We start from the raw sequence: 20678 nt of genomic DNA on the forward strand, positions 1-20678 counted from the left end.
GAAAGAGATCACTGACGGCGCATTTTCGGGATGACCCGGTCCGGCATTCGCGGAAACGCCCCTTCCGGCAGCGCCGAGGCGTCCCAATATCGCACCTCGCCGGCCACCGTCACAAGCGGTCCACCTCCCGAAAATCGCCGGTCCTCTCGGCTCACCGGAGCCGCAAGTCGCGGCGCGACGCGCGGCGGCAAGGCCAGCTCTGATTGTGTACGCTCACCGCGTACATACTGGACACTTTGTACACTTTCTAGGGTCGGCTCAACCGGGCCAAGCCGCGCCAGAACCTTGCGCACCCGTCCCAGATAGGCCGCGCCACGCGACGGATCGCGCGAATGGTAATACCGGGTTGCGCCGTCCCAACTTCCTGTTTCCGAACGTAACTCACTCAGATATCGGGCGGCATAATCTGTGTTCTGAGCGGGGTCGATCATATGTTCCAGATCGTCAAACTTCTCACCATGCCAGCGATAGTTAAGCTGCATGCACCCCACATCAAATTCTCGCTCCCCCCGCGCCACCAGTTGCCGCAGATGCCTGAGAGCCTCATCTTTGCTTTGATAATAATAGCTTTTTCCCCGCACGTTCGCGGTCCAAGCCCAGGCACGAGTACCCGATTCACCCTGCGCACGCCCCGATTCCGTCCGCGCGATGGCGCTGAGCAGCCCCCCCGGCAGCCCGTAACGCTCTGCCGCTTGCGCAGCGAGCCCTTCACAATTCACAGGGGCGGCCAAGGCCGCAAACGGCAGCCAAAGCGCCACCAGCATCAAGGAAATTACGCGTGTCATGCCCCCACTTTGCAAGCGGCGGGCCAAGTCAGCCTATCGCGTTCCGCAATTAACTCCGCCCCAGAAAGACGTCTTAGTTCTTTGATTTATCTCAGAAAATCAAACAAGCTCTGTTGCGTGATCCGCGCATAGGTCTGTTGCGCGGCATCCCGTGTCAGCATGGCTTGTTGCAACCGCGTCAACGCATCTGGAAGATCAAGATCTTCCAGCCCCGACACCGCGCGGTCCATCGCCAGCCTGCGATTGTCGATCACATCCGATTGCCGCTCAGCATCCGCTGACAGCGCCCCCAATTGGGTGCGTTGATCAATCACATAATCGGTTGCGTCCTGAAGCCGATCAATCAGCGCATCCCGCGTGCGCCCACTGGGCACCAGCGCCTGTGTCCTCCCTTGAGCATCTTGGACAGACACCAGGACCCCACCGGGCTCCGGCTGACTTGAAACCTCTGACACAGTGATGTCCCCGGCAGCAGTCAGGATCAGACCGCCGTTTTCGGGATCAAGTGCGGCGCTTATTCCTGTCGTCGCCGTTTGGGCGTTGATCGCCTCGACCGCCCCGGACAGGACACCCTGCGCCGCCTCGTAGCTGACCGTTGCCCGCCCCAAAGGCCCTTCGACGGTCATGTTCCATTCCGCAGGCGTGCGGCTGAGTGCCGGTTGCAGACTAAGTTGCCCCTGACCTGAGGCACTCGCGCGTGGTGAGGCGCTGGCCGTTGCCAGAGACCCGAGAAAATCATCAATCAGGGCAAAGATATCGCCGCCCTCAGCCCCCATACGAAACACGGCATCGCCGCTCAGGCCTGTGGGCAGACTGATGGATTCCGACACCTGCAACCGTGATTGCCCGCCGTCCCCCTGATAGACAATGCCCCCCGCCCCATCGCGGAACGGGTCAGATTGCGTACCATATCCACCAAAGAGCGCGCGACCGCTCTCGTCACGGGCATTGGCCAGCCCAAGCAGGCTTGCGCGCAAGGCCCGTACTTCGGTGCCGATGCTGTCGCGCTCTGTCGCCGTTGCCGTATCCGAAGCCGCACGCAGCGCCAACTCGCCCACCCGGCGCATGACATTGCCGACCTCGCTCAAAACCGTGTCTGCCTGATCCAGCCGTGCACCCGCCCGCTCAAGATTGGTCGAATAACGGTCAAGCGCCTGTTGCTGCTCTTGTGCTGCCGACAGACGCAAGGCGCGCACCGGATCGGCCGAGGGGCGCGGATCATTGACCCCCGAGGAAATCTGTCCCTGAAGATCAGAAATTCGCTCATTGACCTGTGACAGGTTGCGCGTGGTGACGTTGTGGAAAAGGGCTGTACCGATGCTCATTCAGAACCTCATATCGCTTGGAGCAGGGTGTCGAACAGCGCACGCGCGACCGACAGAACCTGTGCATTGGCCTGATAGGCCTGTTGCTGTTGCATCAATTGGGCTGCCTCGGCGTCCAGATCGACACCGCTCAATTCGGATTCCGCACGCGCGGCGCTTTCGACCTCGGCCTCAGCGGTGGCAACCCGGCTTTGACCGGCTGTCACCTGCGCGCCCGCGCGCTGCTGCAGACTGGCAAAGCTGGTGGCATATCCGCCCTGCCCCGTCAGCCCGTCACGCTGGCGCAGATTGGCCAGCGCCTCGATACTGCGCCCATCACCGGCACCGCCTGCATTGGGTGTCAGGACATAGCTGTCACCCGTGACTCGCCCGCCGCCTAGCGTCACCTCCAGATCACCAAACCGCGCGGTTCCCGCCGCATCAAGCGTGCGAGAGGCCAGATGTGCGCCACTTTCACGATCAAAGAGCCCGACAAGGCCGGTGGCTGCATCGAGAACCCGCAATTCGCGGGTGCGCTCTGTGGCGCTGTCCGCGCCAATTTGCCCGGCCAGACGCAATGCGCCAGAGCCCCCCATCACCACCAAGAGATCTTCATCCGGAATATTGGTCAACCGCAGCACAGAGCCGCTTTGTCCCGCGACACTCTGCACCGACAGAACACGATCATCCGTAGCCGTCAGCCGCAGCGTGCCATCGGACACATCCGTGCGAAGCCCAAGGGTGTTGAACCCCGCCGCCACCGCCCCCTCTTGGGCGTTGATCATCATCTCACCGCTATGAGCGCTGAAATAGATCTCGACCCGACCAAAGGTTGTATTGATGTGGCCCGTTCCCGGAAAACTGGCGGGCAGAACAACACCGCCCGCGGTCACACTGATCGGATGCTCCTGCCCGTCAAGTGTGATGCTAAAACTGGTCGGCAGGTTGCCCGCATCAAACGGTTGACCGATGATGGTCGCGACGGGTGCATCACCAATCCCCATGCCAAACCGCGCCGCCTCGCCTGCATCCGCAGGCAGGCGCAGCGCCGCACCATCCAGTGTGCCGCCCTGCGTTTCCAGAACAAGTTGGTTGTTCTCATCAAATCGCGCCGTGATACGGCCTGCTTCTGGCCCGCTGACAACCGGTTCACCACCACTCATCCGGATCACATAATCCTGCGCCCCAAGACTGACGCGCATCTGCGCCCCCTCGGGCGGCAGCGCGGCCAGGGCAGCACCGGTGATCCGGCTGGCAGGTGCCGTGGCGCGCAGATCGGCGGCAAGCGCCGCTGCCATCGCGGCCCCGGTACCAAGCGCCGGATCGGCCTCGGCGGTCACGACGCGCCCATCAGACCCGGTGACCGCGATCCGTCTCAGGCCGAGATCCCCCGGCCCCGGCTCTGCCGGGGTCAGGATCACGCGCGCACCCGCATAATCGGTTTGCCGCGTGATCTGCCCGTTGGAAAAGCCATCAGTCTGTGCAGTCTGCAAGACACCGTTCTCGGTCACGCCAAAGGCCGCCGTGCCGCTAAGACGGACCGTTCCGGAAACCCGCACCGCATCCGGACCGGCTGCGCCAAGGCTCACGGTCCCAAGCGCCGCACCATCCGGGGCAAGACGAGTCACTGTGACGGGCTCCGCGTTGGAATGCGCGAGCTGCGAAACCGTGATGTCGGCCCCATCGGCCTGCACCAGCACCAGACGGTCACCATTCGGCGACAGCTCAGCCCGAATCCCCGTGCCGCCGGATTGTGCGTTGATCGCGGCTTGTAGCCCCGCAGCGCCCCCGGCGCCAAGATCTGTTTGGATCGTAACCGGCGTCAGGTTTTGTCCGGTCAACCGCAACGACAAGACACCGCTTTCCGGCAGATCCAGCGCAAGCCGTGTTTCAGCCTCGGCTCGCACCGGAAGGGCATCCGCCAGTTCCTGTTCCGCCCAAGCCGCACTGGCGCCATCCGGCAGACGCAGGGTGCTCGATTGCGCACCCCCTTCATACGCAATGACAGCACCAGACGTTTCCGGCGCAGGCGTAGAGCCCGTCCAGGTGGCAATCCCTCCCGCTTGCCCCAAGAGGGCCGAGTAATCGCCACGAACCGACTGACGCTCATAGGTCAGCCCGCCATAGGGGGCTGCGGCCTCTAGGTAATCCGCGCGATAGACGGCATCGGGGTAAAATCCATTCTCCGTCGTCAGCAAGGCAGCGGCCTCGTCCGCGCTGAGCGGTGGACCCGAGAGTTGCCGACCGTCACGGGTAAAAACCGAAAGCGTTGCCGCCGGGGCCGCATCTGCAACCACAACCCCGGTCACGGTGCCCAGATCGGTCGCAAGACTGGCCGCACTCGGCAGCGCCGCATCGCGCGCAAGCAGGGTCAATGTGCCACTCGTCGCCTCTGCCACAAGGCCCAGATCGCTCAGCTTTTGACCCGATGCACTCTCAAGCGTGCCCGCATTGAGCGCCTCCGCCAGCGTTGCCGCATCAAGGCCCGAAGGCAGGTCGAACACAACCTCGCCCTCGACAGGCATCGTCAGGCTCAGGGTCTGTGGGTCTGCCCCTGATGGCAGGGCCAGATCCATCGCCGCAAGGCGCGGCTGCACCGAAAGTTCGGCACTGCCCGTGCCCGACGGGATCACCCCGACAACACCGGCGCTCAGAAACTCAACCGTCTCGCCCCCAAGAACACCCGAAAGATCAGTAAGCCCGGTGGCGCTTGGGGTCAGCGTAGTGGCGCTCAGCGTGGCCGTGCCGCGATTGCCGGGAACGGAACTCACGGTCAGCGTTCCCGCAGCCGCAATGCCCTGAGGATCGTCCAGAACCATTTTCATATAACGTGCAGATGCATCATGCCGCGTCAGCGCGATCCGGTCACCGTCGAGTGGCACACCACTCATATCAATCCGCAAGCCCGGCAGGCTGAGAGTCTGCGCACCCGTCGCCAGCACTTGTCCCGCCGCATCGCGTGCCTGCCACAGCCCTGTGGGCGCATCATGTACCAATGCCAGAGGCCCCTCGGGCATCTGGCTCGCATCGGTGATGGTGATCTTGGCAGATCCAGTACCGCGCATCAGCGCCCCCGGCTCGGACTCCCAGCCAGAGAGCGAAAAAAGCGTGGACCCATGTTCGCCCGAAGGCGTGAGGCCCTTGGCATGCACCGCATTCGTTTGCTCAACCAAGCGCGCAGCCCATTGGTCGAGATCGGCCCCGGCCTGAGCAATGGCCCCCGCCGCATCGGCCAGCCCACCCAGAATGCCCCCCACGGCAAAGGTCTGCACCTCTGGCGCCTTCGGATCTACCGGGGTAACGGTCAGACGCCCCGCCGTGCCCTGCTCCAACCGACCGGCACGGCCCCCCTCAAGGATCGTCGGCCCGCTACCGTCCGCCCCAAGCCGCACCGTCGCGCGGCCCGCATCATCCAGCGTCACATCGACGGCAACCAGTTCCGACAAATTGACCAAGAGCCGGTCACGCTGATCCAACAGCGGATTGCGTGCGCCCTCGTCGGTGATCTGCGACAGTCGTAGCTGCACCTCTGCCAAACCGTCGAGGATGCTATTGGCCCGGCCAACGGCCTGCTGGGTCTCATCGCTGACGTTGCGTGCCAGCACGTCGATCCCTTCTGCGAGGTCCGCAACACCCCCCGCAAGGGCGGTGCCCGCACTCAGCACCGCCTGCCGCAAACCCTGATCATCCGGGGCAAGCGACAATCCGTCGAGCGCATCAAAAAAGCCGTCCAACAAATCCGGCAGGCCACCCTCTCCCGGCAACAGCCGGTCCTCGAGCGCCTGCACATGGCTGAGTTGGGTCTGTGCCGCACCAAGCGTGCTCTGGGCGTCGCGGCCGCGCGCGGCTATCAGGCCGTCAAAGGCCCGGCGAATGTCCACGACCTCTACGCCAGCCCCAAGCCCAACCTCTTGCGTCACCACATCCCGGCGGCGATAGCCTTCGGTATCGACATTGGCGATGTTTTCGCCGGTCACGCCAAGCGCCGAGCGATATGCCAACACCCCGCCGCGCGCGATATCCAATAAATCGACCATAGTTTACTCCTGCGATCCGCCCAGATGGGCAGAAAACTGGCGGTAAATAGCCTCGGACAGGCCAAGACCCGCACGCCCTGCGCCCACGTCGGTCAGCGTGCTGTCAAGCAGGGATTGGGCGGTCTGGGTTGCCGAACTTTCCGTCAACGAGTCTCCAAACGACGCAGCGCGCCCGGATTGTAGGATCTGATTGAGAAAAAGCGCCTCGAACCCTTCGGCGGCCCCGCGCAAACGATCCTCTTGCCGCAAAGCCTCGGCAGCGATCTTGGCATCTGACAGCTTGGAGGTCTGACCAAGATCAAACGCAGAGGAAACCGGTGGCAGGGTCATTTTGCTGTGCTCCTCAGATCACGATGAGTTCGGCGCGCAGGGCGCCAGCCCGGTGCAGCGCTTCGAGAATGGCCACCAGGTCAGCCGCACTTGCCCCCACCGCGTTGATTGCATCGACCAGCGACGCCAGCGAGACACCCGGATCGAACACAAAGGCAGGGTTATTCTCTTGTGCGACCTGAATCTGGGTGTCCGGCGTCACCACCGGGTTGCCCGGCACCACCACGCCGCCATCCCGACCGTTCACAACCGTAGCGGCTTGATCGACATTGAAATCCTCATTGACCCGCACCGTCAGCGACCCATGCGAAACTGCGGCGGGCGTCACCCGAACCATGCCGCCGATTACCACCGTGCCGGTGCGTGCGTTGACGATGACCTGCGCCGGCGGGGCGGCGGGATCAACCTCGATATCCTGCAACAGCCCCATGAACGGCACCCGCGCCGCCGGGTCGGCAGGCGCGCGCACCCGCACTGAACTGCCATCAAAGGCCACGGCAACGCCTGCACCGAACTGTGCATTGATCGCATCGGCCACGCTTCCCGCCGTCGAGAAATCCGGGCGGTTGAGGTTCAGCACGAAATATTCGGTTTCCAGAAAGGAGGTCTCGACCATCTGCTCGACCGTGGCCCCGCGCGGGATACGTCCCACGGTGGGCACATTGACCACCACCGACGATCCATCACCGCCCTGAACGCCCAGACCACCGACCACAAGATTGCCCTGAGCAATCGCGTAAACCTCTCCGTCAGCGCCCATCAACGGCGTCATCAACAGCGTGCCGCCCTGCAACGACTTGGCCTTGCCCGCGGTTGAAACGGTCACATCCAGAACCTGACCCGGCTTCAAAAACGGCGTAAGCTCTGCTGTGACCATCACCGCCGCCGCGTTCTTGGCATCAAGATCATTGACCCCGACCTCAAGCCCGAGGCGCGAGATGATGGATTGCATGGATTGCCGTGTCAGCCCCGAATTTCCATCACCAGAGCCGTTCAGACCCACCACCAGACCGTAGCCCACCAGCGGGTTCGACCGAACCCCTGCGACATCCGCCAGATCCTTGAGCCGGTCCGCCGATACCGCACCCGGTATTAGACAGGCAATCAAGAGAAGAACGCGCAGCATGCCCGGCCCGCTCATAGCGGCGACACGGTTTCAAAGGCGCGGCGCAGCCAGCCTTGCTTGGCGGTATCGGCCACATCGCCCGCGCCGACATATTTGATCTCGGCATGGGCGATCCGGTCGGACCGCACCACGTTATCCGCCGAAATATCCGTGGGTCGTACCACGCCGTGCAGCCGGATATATTCCTGACCGTTGTTGAGCGTCAGTTTCTTTTGACCGACGATTTCCAGATTGCCCCCTGGCAGCACCCGCACCACCGAAACCGAGACCCGGCCCGTCAGCGAATTGGACTGCGTGGCATTGCCCCGTCCGGCATAGCTGCGCGTGGTGCCACTTGTCAGACGCGAATCGTCAAACCCAAAGGACAGCACATCCGGCAGGTTCAGCTCGAAACTGTCGGTCTTGCTCGATCCGGCAGCCTGCGATTTGCTGGCGGCAAAGCGTTCCGAAAACTCAACCGTCAGGATGTCACCGACAGCGCTTGCACGGCGATCGGCTACGAACAATCCGTTGGAAAAGCCAGAATAGATTGCGCCAGAGGGCATCAGTCTGGCCTGCTGAACCTCTTCAACCGGGTAGACCGGCGCATAAAGCTCTGACTCGGCCTCTTCGATCTGGGTAGAGCAGCCCGCAAGCGCAATCAGCGCGGCGGTCGTGCAAAGAATACGATGCATCACAAACCCTTTCAGAGGTTGTTGGCGAGATAGCTCATCATCTCGTCCGAGGCCGAGATGGAGCGTGAATTGATTTCATAGGCGCGCTGCGCTTCGATCATTTCGACCAGCTCTTGCACCACATTCACATTCGAGGTCTCCAGCGCGCCCTGAACCAAGGCGCCCATGCCATCCTCAAGCGGATTGCCCACGACGGGCGCGCCACTTGCGGTGCTCTCGACCACAAAGGTCTCTCCCACCGGCTCCAGCCCGCGCGGATTGGTAAACTGCGCAAGGGTCAACTGCCCCACTTCCTGTGCCTCGACCGCGTCAGGCAAGGTCACGCTGATGATGCCATCGCGGGACATGCTGATGCTGGTGGCCTCGGCGGGGATCTGGATTTCGGGCTGCACCACATAGCCGCTGGCTGTGGTCAGCACGCCATCGGCATTTTGCGAGAAAGTGCCGTTGCGCGTATAACCGATGCGCCCGTCAGGCATCAGAACCTGAAAGAACCCCTTGCCATCAATCGCCATATCCAGCGCATTGTCGGTGGTGGTCAGGTTGCCTTGGGTATACATCTTCTCGGTGCTGACCAGCCGCACGCCAGTGCCCAGCGTGGTGGGCGCGGTCTGTTCTGTGGCCTCCGAGGTCTGCGCCCCTGCCGGGCGTAGCGTCTGGTAGAGCAGCGTCTCGAAATTGGCGCGGTCGCGCTTGAACCCGGTGGTATTAACGTTGGCCAGGTTGTTCGAAATCACCTGAATGCGGGCCTGCTGGGCGTTAAGCCCGGTCTTGGCCACGTGCATCACGTTCGAGGACATCGGCTCTGCCTTTCCTGAGGTCTCTGTTTGACCTCAGGCTGCAAGCCGCGTGCCAGCCCGGCGCGGCCCTACGGCCAATCCACCGACAATTTTAGGGCGGAGGGTAATATTGGCCTCTAACTGATGTTGGCGCCAAATGATAAGCCCCGCGGTGCCCGCCCGCCGGGCGGGCGCGGCAACGTGGTCGGTTGGCACTACTTGCTTGCCAAATACTTCTACGTTCTCAATGCGTTACGACGTGGCAAAAACGCCCGCCCGGCAGGACGGAAGGGCGCTGCGCACCTTGATTCCGCGCCTCGGGGATTGCGACCAATGTCAGCAACAGCTCAAAACCAGCCAGGCCTAGCCCTCGGGCGCCTGCATCATCCGTGCGCCGCTCTCATCCAGTTCGCGTGCGGTCAATACCATGCGCATGCCCAACTCGAAATTGCGCTGCATCTGCATGGTCGACAGCAATTCCTCGACCGGATTGACGTTACTGCTCTCAAGCGTGCCTTGCAGTATTTCAGCCCGCTGATCGGGTGGCGGCAAAGCGCCGTCCACAGCCCGGATCTGACCATCCGCACCCTTGGTCAGCGCGACACCATCCGGTGGGATCACCGTGGCCAGAACCCCCGCCAGCACGGCCTCACCCTCTGGGTCATCCAACGGTTGAATATAGATTTCGCCAATGTCGGTGATGCGGATATTGCGATAGGCGGGCAGTTGAATAGGCGCCATGCCTGGCCCAAGCATCGCATCGCCCGCGCCATTGCGCAGCGTGCCATCCATGTCACGGCGCAGATCGCCCCGACGGCTCAGCGCCGGATCACCATTCTCAGGCGAGACATAGAAATAGCCAAGATCGCCAATCGCGACGTCAAGTTCCTCGTCGGTGCGCGTCAGCCGCCCCGGTTCCTCCGAGAATCCGGCTGGACCCGTTTCGACCTGAAAGACGCGGGTGGTCAACCCTTCCATCATGTCAAGAAACCGCGCCCCGCCCTCATTGGGCAGGTCGCGGCGATAGCCCGGCACGGTCTGGTTGGCGAGGTTCTGCGCCTGCGCCACCTGACTGTCACGGTTCACGCCCAGAGCGTTGAGCGCGGTATAAATCATCCGGTCCATAGCTGCGCCCTGCCTTAGCTGCGGATGTTCAGGACCGTGTCGGCCAATGTCCCGTTGGTCTCAAGCGCCTTGGCTGATGCCTGATAATTCCGCTGCGCCATGATCAGATTGACCAGCTGCTCGGTCAGATCCACGTTCGAGCGCTCCACAGATCCGGACCGGATCGCGCCGAAACCGCTCGATCCGGGCACGCCCAGCCGTGCCTCACCGGACTCACGAGAGGCGAGATAGGTTGCACTGCCGATATTGCCCAGCCCCTGAAGATCAGAAAAATTTGCCACTGCCACCTGCCCGACGGCCACAGAACGCTCGGCCCCATAACTGGCCCAGACCGTCCCGTCTTCGCGCACTTCCACAGAGGAAAGTTCGAGCCGTGGATTACCATCTTGTGAGACGGAGATCGCACCAAATGCTGAAGTCGACACACGAGAGCCACCCAGATCAAGACTGAGCGTTTGCTCCCCAAGCGCAAAGCTCATCGCCTCCAACCCGCTGGTCTGCACACCGCCCGCATCAAAGGAAAGCGTGGCCAAAGGGTCCGCAGGTTCTGCAGTGACCCCATCGACCACAAGCTGCAACGTATAAGACAGCCCGCCATCTTCGGCATCCGGCGCGTCCGACATGACAAAGAACGCCTGCGCCGGCACGGCCTGACCTTCGGCATTGAGCACCGGAATCTGCGTGGTTGCCGCATAAGTGCTGGGATCGGCCGGATCAAAGAGCGCGGCCGGAATGGCCGCCTGCGTGCCCAGACCCCCATTGTCCGACAGTGACAGGTTGAACGACAGGTTGACCGCTGTCGTCGCCTGCGGCGTCCCGTATTGCTGTGGGATATTCAGGCGTTCGGTTTGCGTCGTGGTCAACGGGTCACCGTTCTCGGAGGTGGGAAACACATTCAGGAAATGCCCGGCTGCATTGGTGACGAACCCGTCCCGGTTCATACCAAAGGCACCGGCGCGGGTATAGCCGAAACCAGCCTCCGCATCCGGCCCGGTGCGCACCTGAAAGAACCCCGGTCCCTGCAAGGACAAATCCAGCACATTGCCCGTCGCCGTCAGCGAGCCTTGTTTGTAATTCACCGCAATCTGGCTGACCTCGGTGCCCGACCCGATCTGCGAGGCCGGACGGCTAAAGGGGCTGTTGGTGTAGATGTCGGCAAATTCCGCGCGGCTGCCGTGAAATCCCAAGGTGCCCACATTGGCGATGTTGTTCGAGGTCACGGAAATATCGGCCTGCGCGGCATTCAGTCCCGAGAGTGCAGTGTGAAAGCTCATTGATTTTTTCCTATCAAGTCATTGGTGTTTCGATATTTCAGCGTGATTACAGACGAGCCTTGCAAAACCCGCCCTACCGAATGGCGTTGATTTCCAGACTGCTGCGCAGCCCGTAATCCTCGACCCGAAGGGTCATGTCTTGTCCGGTTTCAGGCATTTGGACCCCGACCACCCGCGCATAGACAAAGGGCTCGGCGGGGGCGGTGCCATCCACTTCGATCGCCACCCGTACAGCACTCCGCGCCTGCGTGATTTCAGGCGGCAGATCGTCCCAATCAAACCCCATCAGCCCGGCGGGCTGTGCGCCCATATCCTGCCGATGCAGCTCCGCACCGGTCTTCGCATCGGAATAGATCACCGTGACCGCATTCGCGGCCTCTGGCAGATCAGCGACGCCATGAACCCCGCCAGACGCATCAGGCCGCGCCAGTGCGCCCGGCACCAACACCTGTTGACCAAGCAGCGATGACGCGGTGGCTATCCGGTTGCCGCCGATCTGGCTGCTGATCTCCCCCAAGGTCGCATTCACAGTATCCAGCCCCCCCACAGTGGAGAACTGCGCCATCTGCGCCAGAAACTCACCGTTTTCCATTGGTGCAAACGGGTCCTGGTTCTGCAATTGCGCCGTCATCAGGGTAAGGAAATCTTGTTGGCCAAGATCGCTGCTGCCGGTCCGTGTTGGAGCGGCAGCAGCTGCGGCAGCGGCTGTAAACGTGGCACCTGCACCGGTTGCTGTGTTGATATCGGGCATCGCGGCGCTCCTTAGCCTTGACCCATCATAACCGTGCGCGCCATCAGCGTGCGCAGGGTCGAGACGGTCTCTAATACGTTTTGGTACTGGCGGCTGGCCTCAACCATCTCGACCATTTCTTCATCGGTGTTGACCACGGCCTCGTAGACAAACCCCTCGGCATCGGCCATCGGATGGTCGGGCCGATAGGCGCGCACCGGCTCTCGATCGAGTTGAATCACGTCACTGACGCGCGTGGTCGATAGCCCCTGCTGGCCAGTCTGATCGGCGTAAACAGTTTCAAACACCGGCCGCAGCGGGCGAAATGCCTCGTCTTTGGTGGTACTCACCGTCTGGGCATTGGCCATATTCGAGGCCACGGTATTGAGCCGCACCATCTGCGCCGACATGGCAGAGCTGGCAACGTCAAAGATATTTCGGATCATCATGGCTCATTCTCCCTTGATCGCTTGGTTCAGGCCAGAAATGCGCCGATTGAGCAGTGTCAGACTGGTCTGATAGCGCAGGCTGTTTTCGGCAAATTCCATCTGTTCCACGGCCAACTCGACCGTGTTGCCATCCAGTGACGGGTTGACCGGCACGCGGTAACCGGCCTGTCCAGCACCCTGAGTACTGGTTGCAAAATGACGGTTGTTGCTGGTGGCCAACGCCCCATGGCCGGTTTCAGCGTTCAACATCGCTTGAAAATCCATGTCGCGCGCTTTGAAGCCCGGAGTCGCCGCATTGGCGATATTGGAGGCCAGCATTGATCCACGCTGCTCACGCAGGGTCAGAGCAGAAGAAAACAGGCTCAGGTGATCGCGAAACGCATCAGTCATTGCGCGGGCTCCTCTTGAGTCGTGTTGCGCGGTTGGTCCGGTCCTTGCAGGGGCTCATGCATCACGGATGCAAGCGCCCTGCCCGCATCCCTGCAATTCCGGTGCCAACCGGCCCAAGATAAGGAAAGCTTATGTCAGAGACCGCCCACCGCCCCTCGTCGCGCAAGCCGCTGACCCTGCCACGCAGCTTTAGCCGCGTGTTGGGCCGATTGCTGACCCTACCCGCATCCGAAAGCCTGCCAGTGGCCTGCGCCGCCTATGCCCAGACAAGCCACCCGATGCAGCGTATTCTGGCCATGCGCCTGCGCCTGCGGTTGTTGCAAGAGGCCCTGGATGCGTCGAACAAACCCGCCCCGCCGCCGGTCAAGGTCAAACCCGATCCCCTGCCGCTTCCCACACCAGAGCCAGAGCCAGAGCCGGAACCAGCTCCCCCTCCCAAACCGGCCAAGGCCAGCAAACTCGTCAGCCTCGATCTGGCGGGGGGCGCGCTCAGCATGATGATGAGCGAACTGGGTAGTGATGAGGACGAGGATGATGACTTCTTTGGAGATGACTAAGTTGTTGAAATTTCTTGTATCTTTGGATATCAATTTTATCTTTTTCCACCACGGAAAAACCTTTGCGCGCTTTATATTGCAGCGGGATCATGGGATTATGACTGTAGTTTCAAGGCGACCAGGAGATACGGAAGTGAAACAGTCTGCATCGCAAATGACCCTGAACCATACGCATCGTATGAGGCAAGACACCAATGCCCCCCTCCATCTCCCCAGTGGATGGTGGATTGCCCCGATGATCGGTCTCGGGATCGCGATGTGGTACTGGATCATTTCCGGATTTCTCTCACTTTTGAGCTGATGCTCCCTCCAGAGTTGACAACAGTTGTCGCCCGGTCGCTCCAAACGACCGGGCGTAACTTTTTTGATGACAGGATTTGCAAGCGACTGGCGATACTGCGGTCTAATTTTGCCCGCAGGTCTCGGGGCGAACGTCGCGCGGCACCTTTGCACACCATGTGGCAAATTCAACGCTCGCGCGCTCCTGCACCACAAGCCGCGCCTTGGCATCCAGCCCATTCATGGCAAATTCGCGCAACGCGAGCGCGCCGCGCTCTTCAAACGCCGCCCCTAGCGTGAACCACAGCGCGGCCACGTCCATGCGCGGCGGGTTGCGCAACTGCACCTCGACCCGGCCAATCGCCGCAAACTGGTCCGGCATGCCGGTCTCAGCCTGCACGGTCAGATCATGGATCAGCCGATCCGCCAACTTGGTGCGGGCCGCATCCGTAAGACGCCCGAGCAAAAGGTCACTGAGTGCAATCGCCCGTATCTCACCCGCCAGCCGCGCCCGCCACGCCCAATAGGCCGCCTCTTGATCATCCTGCGGAAGACCCTGCCCTTTGGCTTGCAACACCGCAAAGTTGACCTGCGCGGCCCGGTTTCCATCATGGGCGAGATCGGCAAACATCGCCGCTGCCGCTCCGGCCTTCCCGTCCCGCGCCAACGACACCGCCTGATCAAAGCTGGGGGTCGACCCGGCCGTCGCCATGGCCCCAGTCAAAACGACCGCAGAGGCAAGCACGAAACGTCGCATCTATTTTCCCGCCATCATTACAAGTTGCAGATACATCACCCGCCGCCGGTCTCCGCCTGGGCGTTGTTCATAGACCACAAGGCGATGCCGCTGTGTCTGGGTCATTTCCACCTCGATACTCACCGTGTCTGGCAGATGAATATCATGATTGGCCAAGAGCCCCTTTGGGTCGGCCAGCAACGCGGTACTGAACGCGCGATCAATCCAACTGCGCGCCAAGGCGCGGCCAAGGATCTCGGGCAAATGCCGCTCGACCAGCGTGATATCGCACAGGTTGGTACTGCGGCGCACCAGCGGGAATTCGTCCGACACCCGTCCGGGCGCGGCCTGCCCCGCGTCTTTGCGAAGGTTCCTGAATCTCGACAAAGCGTCTGCCAACCTGCCCGATCCTTTTGAGTCCATCCTGCCGATCCTGCGCCTGTCCGCGAACCGAAAACCGGCCCCGAAGACGATAACGGCAAAAAATCCGGCCAGTTTAGGGGCGCTTGGCCCGATCCTTGCTGTTCAGGGATCATGACTGAGCTTTCTTCCCGCTTTCGGCTACTCGCCTTTGTGTTGCCTGCAAGTCTCGGGCCAGTTGTGCTTGGGCTGGCAAGTGTCTGGGTCATGCACGAGACTCCACTCTTATCATTCCCTTCAGAAACAACCGAAATCGCAGAAGATCCCCCCCACCAGCCAGAGCCACGCCGCTATCTGGCACTCGACCTGCCTGTGACGGCATCGCTCGCCAATGGCGGCGGCACGCTCACTGTCAGCCTCGGCATCGCGCTCCGCGAAAAGGGCAGTCTGGCGCTCATGGCCCGGCTCAGCGACCGCCAACAAGAGGCCCGGGCAGGGTTGGCCGATGCTGTGCTGCGCACCGCCGAAGGACTTGCGCCCGAGACCGGGCTGGATGCGCTTCGTGCAGCCTTGCCCGAACGCCTCATGCAGGTGCTGAACGCAAAATTGGTCTCAATGGGCGAAGCGCCCGCCATTCTCGAAGTTCTTATTCTCGAATGGGCGCACGTTCCCTGATTGGCAAGCTTCTTGCAGCCCTTTCTCAGATCCAAGCCACCGAAAAGGACCTCCCATGATCGCCCTGCGCCAAACCTTCATTCCCACCCCCGGCACCGATCCGCACAAGGTCGGGGTCGAGCTTGTGCTTTGTGACGAAAACGGTGCGCCCCGGCGTCAACGTGTCTGGGGTCTCATGCGCCTGCTGCGTCGCCGCGGCTGAAAAGCTGCGCAAACCTGCACAGCGATTGTCAGATCAGACCACGGCGCGCTCCTGCCGCCTGTGCCGCAAATGATGGCGCATGCGCCCCGCGAACACCAGCGCAGCCACGCCGCAAATCATATATCCGATCACCAGCGGCGATGGCATCAGCCGCGCCACGCCCATGGCCCAGCTTGGCTGTAGATACAGCCCGGTGATCAGAGCCCCTGCAATGGTCAGAAACCAGCGCAGCCGGTAGCATGTGGCACAGGAGGGGCCGCCCCGCCCGACGCTCATTTACCCGGCCCGGCTTTGCGATCACACTTGAGATAGACCAGATTGGCGCGTCCTTGCCCGACCTTGCGGGCGGCTTGCGTCGACAGCAAATCGGCCGTGTGTTGCACCGCCTCCAGCGCTTCGGTCAGGATGGCGATGCGCTCTTGCGCCCCATCATCCGTCAGAGACGCACCACCCACCAATGCGATCACCGCAGATCGCAGCGCGTGATCGGCGCGCGAAACCGCCGCAAGATCCCCCGTCTCGACCACTGCGATCAATCTCGCCGTCAAGAACCGGATTTGATCGCCCATGACACTATCGGTCATGTACTGCACAACGTTCGTCATAGGGCTTGTGATCTCACGTCAGAACCGATCTGTTCCCATGCGCCCAGAATGTCGCCCATCGCGGCGGCGGCCTCGGCCAAACGGGCATCTGTCTCGCCGCGCATGGCCTTGAGAACATGGAACCGTGCGAATTCATAGAGCTGGAACAGATCACCTGCCAGATCGCCACCCGCCTCAAAATCCAGACTGGATTGCAGGATGTAGATCGCGGTCAGCACCCGATTAACGTGATCCGACGGCAAGGTGCGTGCTTCCTGTTGCGTCCGGGCCAGCACGACCAGCGAGCGATTCAATTCCCGAAGCGTCACGAATATGATGTCGTAAGGGTCCTTGACCGATTCTTGCACAAGTGTCTCGGCCTGACGGTAACGGGAACGGGCGAAGGCGAAACTCATTGAAACTTCCTTTGACATGATTGCCGGGTCTGTAAATGAAAACGGCAGATCGCGTCCGGGTGTTAGCCCCGGTGGTCAATCCACCGGGGGTTTCGTCTCAGGCCGCAACGGAAGACGTAGAGGATGTTCCGGTCGCCAAAGCGCTGACCGCGACAACCATGCCGACCCCGCCGCCCGACAAGATGGCAATGCCGCTCATGTCGCGCATGCCTGACAGCACGCCCTGCAACGGGCGCAACATCACCAGTTGCTGTCCCAACAGCTCGTCCACCGGGATCGCCAGACGGACGGCATTGCTGTTCACGACCACATAGAGCTGTTCCGCTGCCTCAGTTTCCGCAAGGCCCGGCACCAGAGGATGCACCGGCACGAGAGCGCCTTCGTCGATGTTGAGCATGCGGGTTGCGCCAGAGGCCGAGACCGGCAACAGACGGTCGGTCTGCAGGATCCGGTGAATGGCATCGACCGGAAGCACGTAGCGCACATGCCCGACCCGCACCACCATGCCATCCAGCACGATCATGTGCTGCGGCACCCGCAAATGGAACCGTACTCCGGCCCCGGCTGGCAGACTGACATGGCGCAACGCGCCCTTCTTGCGGGCCATCTCATGGCCAATTTCGGCATAGGCAGCGGTCACCGCAGGCTCGGGACTGTTGTCGGTCAGTTCGACCCGCACATGGTCGCTCTCTGCCTCGACCGAAACATGGAACCGCGTTGCCGGATATTCCCCGGCCAGTCGCAGGTTGACCAGCGTCTTGAGCGGACCACGCAATTCTTCGATCAACATCTGATCGAGCATCGCATCCCCCCCCACATAGGTCAAAGAGGCATCAACGCCGATCTTGCGCGCACGCGTCGCCACATAGGCCTTGAGCGGACGCAGCAGCACTTCAGCCGGACGTGATCGTTGCGCCACACTCTCTTGTTGCAGATGCGACAGTTCCGCCGAGAGCTGTGCACCGGACTCGCTGATCTCCTGCAATCGCAAATTGTGCTGCTCCAGCCGGTCGCGCAACACCGAGCGCACCCGTTGTTCCAACTCGTCCACGCCCGCCGCGCGCAGCGCCTCCATCACATCTTGTACCAGATCGACCGAGGCGAGCTGTGTCAACTCATGCTCCAACTGGGCATGACCAGCCGAAATCGCCCCCACCGCTTCGAGCAGCGCCAGACTGTCGCCTGTATCCGAGAGCGGAATCAAATCCATGGTGTCCGACTCTGCCGCTTCAGCCTCGGGGGCCTCACGCACCCGCAGAGCCCGCGCCATGGACAGGCGCGCCCCTAATGGATCCAAAAGCGCGAGCCGCTCGACCATCCGGTCCTCTTCCAGGGTCGAGGCTACGAGGAAATCGAACAGCGTCGCCTGGTCGAGGAAAACAGTGACGTTGGTGATCATCCGCACCACGCCCGTGGTGATCCATTCCAGGAAACCCTGCGCCAGCGCATCGTCGTCATTCAGATCGGCCCGCAGCACATAGAAATGCAGCCCCTCCTTGATCGCCTCATGCGCGGTCTTGACGCTCTCGGGTGACATCACCCGATGGAATTCGGGCGGCAGCCCCAACCGGGTTTCGATGGTCTTGGCGGTCATCACGCCACTGGCCACGAAACAGGCGTTGGTCGCCTCCTCGAACATCTTTTCAATGCGCGAGGTATCGGGCGTGTCGCCCTGATCCAGCGCATCAAACACCAACTCCATCGTATCGACAAAGCCGCGTCCCATCTGGAGCAGGATCACATCTGGTGCCTTGTTATCCACGCGGACGCGGGCAAACAGGTCGATCAACGCCATCGTCAATTGCGACGCGGTGTCGATACGGTAGTTCAAACAGGCAAAGTGAACCTGCCGCATCAATGCGTCAAAGGTCGGAAACCAGTCTGCGCCATCTACAGGAGTCCGCGCTTCAAGCCCGGTACGCAAGCTGTGCAACGTCTCGAAAATATGATCCGCGCACCAAACACCCAAGAGCTGACTCGGGGCCATCAAATCATCGCCGAACACCGTCGCAGGCAGGCTGCGTTCGATGGTGACCAACTGTTCGTAGAGCCCCAGTTCAGCGGCGCGATATTGCAGGCCCGGCGGTTGCTCGGACAGGTTGACGGCGCTGTCCACCAATCGGACAAACCCTCTCGGAGCGGCCAGATCGGCAATCCGCTCGGCAAGATCACGTCGCTCCGCCAGTGTGCAGGGGGCATCCCCTTCCATCCGCATGCCCTGCTCGGCAATCAACGGATAGAGCGCAGTCATGGCCACAAAGAAAGCAGCGCCGTCTGCTGCGGGATCAAGCGGCTTTGACGACGGATCGGCAGCCTCACTGTCAGGCTGAAAATCACTCTGATAGCGCGCGCGCATCGCCGCGATATGTTTCATGGTGCTTGCGCGGGTGATCTTATCGGATGCGGCGAACGCATCAAGGGTCGCAACCCAATCGGCTAGGTTGATCTGGCGTGCGGCATAGCTCAGATCATCAACCTGCTTGCGTGCGATGGCTGGGCTTTTCGCCTCTGACCAGTCCCCGCAGAGCGCGTCCAGCGTATCGAGGGTCTTGGCCGTCATTTCGGCGAAAATCTTGTGATAGGTCGGATCTGGACGCAGTAAATTGCCTTCTGCGACCTCGGCCACGGGTTTGGCCACGGGTTTGGTAACCGGCTTGGGATCTTGCACGGGGTCCGGCACAAGCTCTGGTTCCCCTGTGGCAACACCCTCTGGCTCCACATTCACTTCTGGCGCGGGCTCGACAACATCTTCTGGCTCTTGTTCTGCGGCGTCTTGCACCTCAGGCACAGCCTCTTCGCCATTCAGCAACCGATCCAACGCGGATATCAGATCGCGCGTCAGCGCAGGACTGATTTCGCTGGCCTCCAGAAAAGGCTCCAACGCAGCCAGCCAATCGGCCAGACGCAACTGTCCTGCGGCATAGCAGAGATTATCCGCCTGCTTGCGCGCGGTGGCGGGGCTTGTGTCATCCGACCAGTCCGCAACAACACCGTCGAGCGCAGCCAGTGTTTTGACCGCCATATCCTTGAAAATCTGGTGATGCACCGCGTCAGGGCTCAGCAATGTTCCCTCCGTGACTTCAGCCACGGTCTTCACCTTCGACGCCGGGGCAGTTTCCGGCTCGGGTTCAGAGGTCACAGCCTCTTGTTGCTCGGGCTCGGGCTCAGGTTCAGGTTCGGATTCAGGTTCGGCTTCCAGTTCAGGTTCGGCTTCGAGGTCATCATCCTCAAACGCATCAAAATCCGCACCATCGCCTCCGTCAAGCTGATCCAGAAGCCCCGCCAAACCCATATCCAATCCGGGCATCTTGGGCTTGGGCGTCGGGGCTGGTGCATTCACCTCAGGCTCAGGTGCCTCTTGAGGCACAGCAGGCTCGGCCTCAGCCTCTTCCGGCTCGGCGCTTGCCTCGGGCGCTGCATCTTCGACGGTCTCGCCGGTCAGTCGCCCGATCATCGAACGCAAATCCTGTTTCAGCCCGGCGGTTGGTCCGGGGTCCACATCGGCGCGGGTGTCAGCGGTTTCCTCCAGCATTCCGCGCAACGCATCGCCGGTCCGCATCAGAATGTCGGTGATCTCGTCACTCAGCGGCACGCCCTCGTCGCGTACCAGTCCGATGAGATCCTCGGCCAAATGGGCCAACCCTTCGACCTGCGCCAAGCCCAGCACCCGCGAGTTGCCCTTGAAAGTGTGGACCGCCCGAAACAAAGCGCCGATATGCGCGCCCATATCGCCCACACCACTCTCCAGAGCATCCAGCGCCGCTTCCATCGCGTCTAAGGACTGTGCGCCATCATCGGCATACAGCATCCAGATTTCGTCCATCTCATCCATCATGGTATCACTCGCCCAGTGGGTTGAATTCTGG

The 20678-nt window shown here is 61.7% G+C and carries 22 protein-coding genes; 4 read left to right on the forward strand and 18 right to left on the reverse strand.

Features of this window, described 5'->3' with window-relative positions:
* Window positions 1-8: 8 nt before the first annotated feature.
* From ACN0SW_RS06050 to flgB, 12 genes are all read right to left on the reverse strand, one after another.
* Window positions 9-785, reverse strand: a complete 777-nt coding sequence (locus ACN0SW_RS06050) for a transglycosylase SLT domain-containing protein (protein WP_417727014.1) — start codon at window positions 783-785, stop codon at window positions 9-11.
* 86 nt (window positions 786-871) lie between these two features.
* A complete protein-coding gene (flgL, locus tag ACN0SW_RS06055; RefSeq protein WP_417727015.1) occupies window positions 872-2110 on the reverse strand; it encodes a flagellar hook-associated protein FlgL in 1239 nt (412 codons plus the stop codon).
* A gap of 8 nt (window positions 2111-2118) precedes the next feature.
* A complete protein-coding gene (locus ACN0SW_RS06060) occupies window positions 2119-6126 on the reverse strand; it encodes a FlgK family flagellar hook-associated protein (protein ID WP_417727016.1) in 4008 nt (1335 codons plus the stop codon).
* Between the two features lie 3 nt (window positions 6127-6129).
* Window positions 6130-6456: a rod-binding protein gene (locus ACN0SW_RS06065; RefSeq protein WP_417727017.1), complete on the reverse strand. Its 327-nt coding sequence runs from the start codon at window positions 6454-6456 to the stop codon at window positions 6130-6132.
* 13 nt (window positions 6457-6469) lie between these two features.
* Window positions 6470-7582, reverse strand: coding sequence for a flagellar basal body P-ring protein FlgI (locus ACN0SW_RS06070; protein WP_417727018.1), 1113 nt, complete (start codon window positions 7580-7582; stop codon window positions 6470-6472).
* An 11-nt stretch (window positions 7583-7593) separates the two neighbouring features.
* On the reverse strand, window positions 7594-8256 hold the full coding sequence (locus tag ACN0SW_RS06075) for a flagellar basal body L-ring protein FlgH (RefSeq protein WP_417727019.1): 663 nt from the start codon (window positions 8254-8256) through the stop codon (window positions 7594-7596).
* Window positions 8257-8267: 11 nt separating this feature from the next.
* The gene (flgG, locus tag ACN0SW_RS06080) at window positions 8268-9056 is read right to left on the reverse strand and encodes a flagellar basal-body rod protein FlgG (RefSeq protein ID WP_417727020.1); all 789 of its coding nucleotides are present in this window, start codon (window positions 9054-9056) and stop codon (window positions 8268-8270) included.
* 342 nt (window positions 9057-9398) lie between these two features.
* The gene (locus tag ACN0SW_RS06085) at window positions 9399-10160 is read right to left on the reverse strand and encodes a flagellar basal body rod protein FlgF (protein WP_417727021.1); all 762 of its coding nucleotides are present in this window, start codon (window positions 10158-10160) and stop codon (window positions 9399-9401) included.
* Window positions 10161-10174: 14 nt separating this feature from the next.
* Window positions 10175-11434 (reverse strand): flagellar hook protein FlgE, encoded by a 1260-nt coding sequence (locus ACN0SW_RS06090; RefSeq protein WP_417727022.1) that lies wholly within the window; start codon window positions 11432-11434, stop codon window positions 10175-10177.
* Window positions 11435-11507: 73 nt separating this feature from the next.
* Entirely contained in the window at window positions 11508-12185 is a 678-nt protein-coding gene (locus tag ACN0SW_RS06095; protein ID WP_417727023.1) for a flagellar hook assembly protein FlgD, read from the reverse strand.
* Between the two features lie 11 nt (window positions 12186-12196).
* Window positions 12197-12613, reverse strand: a complete 417-nt coding sequence (gene flgC, locus ACN0SW_RS06100; RefSeq protein ID WP_417727024.1) for a flagellar basal body rod protein FlgC — start codon at window positions 12611-12613, stop codon at window positions 12197-12199.
* A gap of 3 nt (window positions 12614-12616) precedes the next feature.
* Window positions 12617-13003, reverse strand: a complete 387-nt coding sequence (gene flgB / locus ACN0SW_RS06105; RefSeq protein WP_417727025.1) for a flagellar basal body rod protein FlgB — start codon at window positions 13001-13003, stop codon at window positions 12617-12619.
* A 131-nt stretch (window positions 13004-13134) separates the two neighbouring features.
* On the opposite strand from flgB, the gene ACN0SW_RS06110 reads away from it, so the two are divergent.
* Window positions 13135-13560: a hypothetical protein gene (locus ACN0SW_RS06110; RefSeq protein ID WP_417727026.1), complete on the forward strand. Its 426-nt coding sequence runs from the start codon at window positions 13135-13137 to the stop codon at window positions 13558-13560.
* Between the two features lie 4 nt (window positions 13561-13564).
* Complete coding sequence (locus ACN0SW_RS06115; protein ID WP_417727027.1) at window positions 13565-13861, forward strand: hypothetical protein; 297 nt, start codon at window positions 13565-13567, stop codon at window positions 13859-13861.
* A gap of 102 nt (window positions 13862-13963) precedes the next feature.
* On the opposite strand, the gene ACN0SW_RS06120 is transcribed toward ACN0SW_RS06115, so the two are convergent.
* Window positions 13964-14596, reverse strand: coding sequence for a sel1 repeat family protein (locus ACN0SW_RS06120; RefSeq protein ID WP_417727028.1), 633 nt, complete (start codon window positions 14594-14596; stop codon window positions 13964-13966).
* Window positions 14597-14998, reverse strand: coding sequence for a hypothetical protein (locus ACN0SW_RS06125; RefSeq protein ID WP_417727029.1), 402 nt, complete (start codon window positions 14996-14998; stop codon window positions 14597-14599).
* Between the two features lie 111 nt (window positions 14999-15109).
* Here ACN0SW_RS06125 and ACN0SW_RS06130 point away from each other — a divergent pair, with 111 nt between their 5' ends.
* Together ACN0SW_RS06130 and ACN0SW_RS06135 are read left to right on the forward strand one after the other, a co-directional pair.
* Entirely contained in the window at window positions 15110-15610 is a 501-nt protein-coding gene (locus ACN0SW_RS06130) for a hypothetical protein (protein WP_417727030.1), read from the forward strand.
* A 55-nt stretch (window positions 15611-15665) separates the two neighbouring features.
* Entirely contained in the window at window positions 15666-15812 is a 147-nt protein-coding gene (locus ACN0SW_RS06135) for a hypothetical protein (RefSeq protein WP_417727031.1), read from the forward strand.
* A gap of 33 nt (window positions 15813-15845) precedes the next feature.
* Here ACN0SW_RS06135 and ACN0SW_RS06140 read toward each other — a convergent pair whose 3' ends face one another.
* From ACN0SW_RS06140 to ACN0SW_RS06155, 4 genes are all read right to left on the reverse strand, one after another.
* The gene (locus ACN0SW_RS06140) at window positions 15846-16088 is read right to left on the reverse strand and encodes a hypothetical protein (protein ID WP_417727032.1); all 243 of its coding nucleotides are present in this window, start codon (window positions 16086-16088) and stop codon (window positions 15846-15848) included.
* Window positions 16085-16417: a hypothetical protein gene (locus ACN0SW_RS06145; RefSeq protein ID WP_417727033.1), complete on the reverse strand. Its 333-nt coding sequence runs from the start codon at window positions 16415-16417 to the stop codon at window positions 16085-16087. Before ACN0SW_RS06145 ends, ACN0SW_RS06140 begins: the two co-directional genes overlap by 4 nt.
* The gene (fliS, locus tag ACN0SW_RS06150) at window positions 16414-16812 is read right to left on the reverse strand and encodes a flagellar export chaperone FliS (protein ID WP_417727034.1); all 399 of its coding nucleotides are present in this window, start codon (window positions 16810-16812) and stop codon (window positions 16414-16416) included. Before fliS ends, ACN0SW_RS06145 begins: the two co-directional genes overlap by 4 nt.
* Before the next feature lie 97 nt (window positions 16813-16909).
* Window positions 16910-20647, reverse strand: coding sequence for a chemotaxis protein CheW (locus ACN0SW_RS06155; protein ID WP_417727035.1), 3738 nt, complete (start codon window positions 20645-20647; stop codon window positions 16910-16912).
* Window positions 20648-20678 lie beyond the last annotated feature (31 nt).

The sequence above is a fragment of the Roseovarius sp. genome, from assembly GCF_048262375.1.
Taxonomy (GTDB): domain Bacteria; phylum Pseudomonadota; class Alphaproteobacteria; order Rhodobacterales; family Rhodobacteraceae; genus Roseovarius.

Bases quoted from the DNA above. Each gene is read 5' to 3' on its own strand.
- ACN0SW_RS06125 (WP_417727029.1), bottom strand. From the start codon at position 14,998: ATGGACTCAAAAGGATCGGGCAGGTTGGCAGACGCTTTGTCGAGATTC.
- ACN0SW_RS06145 (WP_417727033.1), bottom strand. From the start codon at position 16,417: ATGACGAACGTTGTGCAGTACATGACCGATAGTGTCATGGGCGATCAA.
- flgB (WP_417727025.1), bottom strand. From the start codon at position 13,003: ATGACTGATGCGTTTCGCGATCACCTGAGCCTGTTTTCTTCTGCTCTG.
- flgG (WP_417727020.1), bottom strand. From the start codon at position 9,056: ATGTCCTCGAACGTGATGCACGTGGCCAAGACCGGGCTTAACGCCCAG.
- ACN0SW_RS06095 (WP_417727023.1), bottom strand. From the start codon at position 12,185: ATGCCCGATATCAACACAGCAACCGGTGCAGGTGCCACGTTTACAGCC.
- ACN0SW_RS06060 (WP_417727016.1), bottom strand. From the start codon at position 6,126: ATGGTCGATTTATTGGATATCGCGCGCGGCGGGGTGTTGGCATATCGC.
- ACN0SW_RS06050 (WP_417727014.1), bottom strand. From the start codon at position 785: ATGACACGCGTAATTTCCTTGATGCTGGTGGCGCTTTGGCTGCCGTTT.
- ACN0SW_RS06090 (WP_417727022.1), bottom strand. From the start codon at position 11,434: ATGAGCTTTCACACTGCACTCTCGGGACTGAATGCCGCGCAGGCCGAT.
- ACN0SW_RS06140 (WP_417727032.1), bottom strand. From the start codon at position 16,088: ATGAGCGTCGGGCGGGGCGGCCCCTCCTGTGCCACATGCTACCGGCTG.
- ACN0SW_RS06085 (WP_417727021.1), bottom strand. From the start codon at position 10,160: ATGGACCGGATGATTTATACCGCGCTCAACGCTCTGGGCGTGAACCGT.
- ACN0SW_RS06065 (WP_417727017.1), bottom strand. From the start codon at position 6,456: ATGACCCTGCCACCGGTTTCCTCTGCGTTTGATCTTGGTCAGACCTCC.
- ACN0SW_RS06135 (WP_417727031.1), top strand. From the start codon at position 15,666: ATGATCGCCCTGCGCCAAACCTTCATTCCCACCCCCGGCACCGATCCG.
- flgC (WP_417727024.1), bottom strand. From the start codon at position 12,613: ATGATGATCCGAAATATCTTTGACGTTGCCAGCTCTGCCATGTCGGCG.
- ACN0SW_RS06075 (WP_417727019.1), bottom strand. From the start codon at position 8,256: ATGCATCGTATTCTTTGCACGACCGCCGCGCTGATTGCGCTTGCGGGC.
- ACN0SW_RS06155 (WP_417727035.1), bottom strand. From the start codon at position 20,647: ATGATGGATGAGATGGACGAAATCTGGATGCTGTATGCCGATGATGGC.
- ACN0SW_RS06130 (WP_417727030.1), top strand. From the start codon at position 15,110: ATGACTGAGCTTTCTTCCCGCTTTCGGCTACTCGCCTTTGTGTTGCCT.
- ACN0SW_RS06070 (WP_417727018.1), bottom strand. From the start codon at position 7,582: ATGCTGCGCGTTCTTCTCTTGATTGCCTGTCTAATACCGGGTGCGGTA.
- fliS (WP_417727034.1), bottom strand. From the start codon at position 16,812: ATGAGTTTCGCCTTCGCCCGTTCCCGTTACCGTCAGGCCGAGACACTT.
- ACN0SW_RS06120 (WP_417727028.1), bottom strand. From the start codon at position 14,596: ATGCGACGTTTCGTGCTTGCCTCTGCGGTCGTTTTGACTGGGGCCATG.
- flgL (WP_417727015.1), bottom strand. From the start codon at position 2,110: ATGAGCATCGGTACAGCCCTTTTCCACAACGTCACCACGCGCAACCTG.
- ACN0SW_RS06110 (WP_417727026.1), top strand. From the start codon at position 13,135: ATGTCAGAGACCGCCCACCGCCCCTCGTCGCGCAAGCCGCTGACCCTG.